Genomic DNA, 3,361 nt, shown 5'->3' on the forward strand with positions numbered 1-3,361 from the left:
AATCCTGCTCAGATCCTGTCCATGTCTGACTGAATTCTCAACCAGATTATAGATCACTTTCACGAGCATTTGGTCTGCATAGATAGTATACTGGTCATTACTCCAGGTCAGGGTAATCCCTTGTAATATTCCCTGAATCTCCCGCGATTCCAGGATAGGAATAATTCGTTGCCATACCGGGGCGGATGAACCGATATCCTGGTAATAGCCGGTAAACTCAATGAGGGCCTGGATCTCTGATGAAGCCTGGTTTATCGCTTCGAATTGTTCCCTCAGTCTTCCAGCCGGTAATTGATCCCGGATCATCTCACTATAAAAAGAAGTAATCATGGTCCGGTTCAGAATGTCATGCCTGGTGATGCTTGAGAGGATCCGAAGTTTATGATTTATCTCAGCGATTGCCTTGTTTGCCCGGGATATCTCGTCGATGTCATGGATTTCAATGAGCAGGCAGGGATGGGAGGAGATTAAAATCCGGGTGATGGCAACTTCGGCAACAAACGGCATGCCGTTTTGTTTTTTCAGGTTCATCTCCTGATGAACAATCTCACCAGGAGGTCCCCCCTGCTCCATCAGGTGCTCAAACGATTGTGCAGTCAGCCGGATATCCAGTTCATCGATCGGTTTTCCGGTGACATCATCCCGCCTGCACTCAAATACGTTCTCAAATCCGCGGTTAATTTCGATAATCTCATACAACGCATTAATGATCAGGATGGGATCAGGTGTCTCCTCGAAGATGGATATGAATTTCTCCTCGTTCTCCCGAAGTGCAGTCTCTATCTCTTTTCGTTCGGTAATATCCACGAGCAGAAGAAGAATATTCAATTGATTTTTATACTGGATTTTGGTTCCCTTCACCAGTACCGTATGTTTTACCCGGTGCTTCGTGAAAATTTCAGTTTCATACTCCAGGCATTCGATATCGCTGAACCGTTTCTTTATGGTTGCAAGGGCATTTTCCCGGTATTCCGGCGGGAGAAATTCCAGTACCGGCATATTCACCATCTCCCCGGGGAGATAACCGAGGGCAGTTTCAGATGCAGGATTGGCGTACAGGATTTTTCCGAACCTGTCATATACAATTACATAGTCTGGCAGGTTTTCTACCAGGCTTCGGTTGAATAACTCACTCTCAAGAAGGGCATGTTCAATCTTCCGTCTTTCGGTGATATCACGCAGGGTGATAAAGTGAACGTGCTGATGATCGATCTCAACCGATAGATCATCCATCAGGCAGGGGAATGAACTCCCGTCACGACGCTGGAGCCATATTTCATTTCCATGAACAACACCCTCTTTCCTGACCTGGGAGATGATATCCTCGTATGTTTGCGGTGTTGTAAAGATCTCAGGGAGCCGTCTTGCTATCAGTTCATCATGATTGTACCCGGTTATTACCTCGGTGGTGTGGTTTACCTCAATAATTCTCCCTGATGATGAGATCATTCCGATGCCTATCGGTGCATTATCGAAAAGCAGGCGATATTTCTCCTCACTCTTCTTTAGTTCATGTTCCAGTCTCTTCTGATAGGTTATGTCGTTGAGAATGATGATCTCTCCGCTTCTCATATCCGATTTTGATTGCATGAACGAATGAATTCCCTCAAAAACCCATTCTCCATCGTCATTCCTGAAATGCAACTCCTTTGTCTGATGAGTGGGATTTTTCAAGAACGAGTGGAGATCTGTCCATCCGGGAGAAATTTCCTCCATACGCCTGCCGATAGAGGACGACTGGGAGATATGAAATAATCTTTCTGCTGCAGGATTGAAATCTACAAGCCGTGATTGCGAATCAAGGATGAACATGGGGGTTTCAAGGCTGTCGATGATACTGCTTCTGCCAACCGGGACGAGATCCAGAAATCCATACCTGAATATAGCAACCGTATAGAGGATACCGGTTATCCCGAGAAGGGAAGGAGCCGGATTAAACCCCTGGATTGATGAGAGACCGATCTCAAAGATGAGTGATCCGATGACCGGAAAAAGCAATGCAAGTAATAGGAGCCATTTCTGGATCCGATAGAATTTATTTGTCTCTTTATACCCGGTCAGCAGCAGAACAGAGCTGAGGAGCAGGAGGGTGTAGGTGAAAATAAGGTATATTTTATACCAGACAGCATCCTGGAACGACAGTATTGGCAGATGACCGGTGAGGTAGACTAAGAAGTCATACCGGTATAAGGTATGATATTGGCTGGTGGCGGCAAGAATTGCGGTAATGATGGGTATGACAAGAAGCAGGGTGATATACCCTGTATTCAGCCACTTCTCCTTTCCGGTTAACCGGAGCACCAGCCACAATTCGACCACGGGGATAAAGGGAATGAAAATATTGCGTATATTGTGCAGCAGGATTTTCAGGGGAAGATCTGATAGCGAGAGTTCTACCGCATAGTCAAATGCCCACCATGATGAGAGTAACATGATGATTACATAGGGAATTGCCGGAGGATACGACCTGTACCGGTATCCAAATCCTGCTAGGAAGAGGGTAATCATCCCGGAAATGACCAATGATCCGATAATCAGCAGTCCGGTCGTATCAGGTATCAATTATTCTCCTCCCAAGCCGGGTTACCGGTAGTATCAGCAGCATACATCTGATGATCTCCCTGATATATATTGCCCGGGCTATATCCATAAATCCTGGTTTTTTCCCTGTTTCGCAATGGGGAAGTGAATCGCTATCAGGATAATGAACTGCCAAGTATGCATAACTATGGTCTTCACCGTCCGGTATTTGTCTATCTCCCCGGCGTCTTGTGAGGAAGTATATGTGTCTTATACTATAATGTACGATTCAGGTACATACTTTAGAATGACCTCTGTTTTACTTCGGTCATTCTAAAAGGTTATGCTTTGCATTATAATACTTTGCCCGGAATTTTTCTCTGAAAACCAGCCCTGCAAAATTACCCCTGATTTCGGAAAGGATTTCAGGAATATCTTCATTCATATGATCATATGATCGTCTTCGATACGTCAGGGCCGGATAATACTTCGGAGATCGTGAAACTGGTGAAGAGAGAAGCATCCAGGTGTGATTACATCGTGGTTGCTTCGATTACCGGATCAAGTGCACTTCGGGTTGCAGCCACATCACCGGGAAAACCCATTGTCTGTGTCACCTGTCCCCAGGGGATGTACTGGGAAGTGGACCAGATGGACCGGGACCTGTTTGCAACCAACCCCGGACTCAGATCAATCCGTGATGAATGGAGACGGGAGGGCAGAAACAGGGTTCCCATGGAAGTTACTCATGAGAACCAGGTGAGACTGGACGAATCCGGAATCCCGGTGGTAAAGGGAACTATCCCCTTCTTTGGTCCGAGTTTCTCGATGAGTCTTCACT

General features: G+C 46.0%; 2 protein-coding genes. One reads left to right on the forward strand and one right to left on the reverse strand.

Features of this window, described 5'->3' with window-relative positions; all coding sequences use genetic code 11:
• On the reverse strand, nucleotides 1–2,562 hold a 2,562-nt coding region (locus LUQ50_RS13030; RefSeq protein ID WP_300040346.1), incomplete at its 3' end, for a PAS domain S-box protein.
• A gap of 411 nt (nucleotides 2,563–2,973) precedes the next feature.
• Here LUQ50_RS13030 and LUQ50_RS13035 point away from each other — a divergent pair.
• On the forward strand, nucleotides 2,974–3,361 hold a 388-nt coding region (locus LUQ50_RS13035; protein ID WP_300040348.1), incomplete at its 3' end, for a hypothetical protein.

It is taken from the genome of Methanospirillum sp., from assembly GCF_028679455.1.
Classification (GTDB): Archaea; Halobacteriota; Methanomicrobia; order Methanomicrobiales; family Methanospirillaceae; genus Methanospirillum.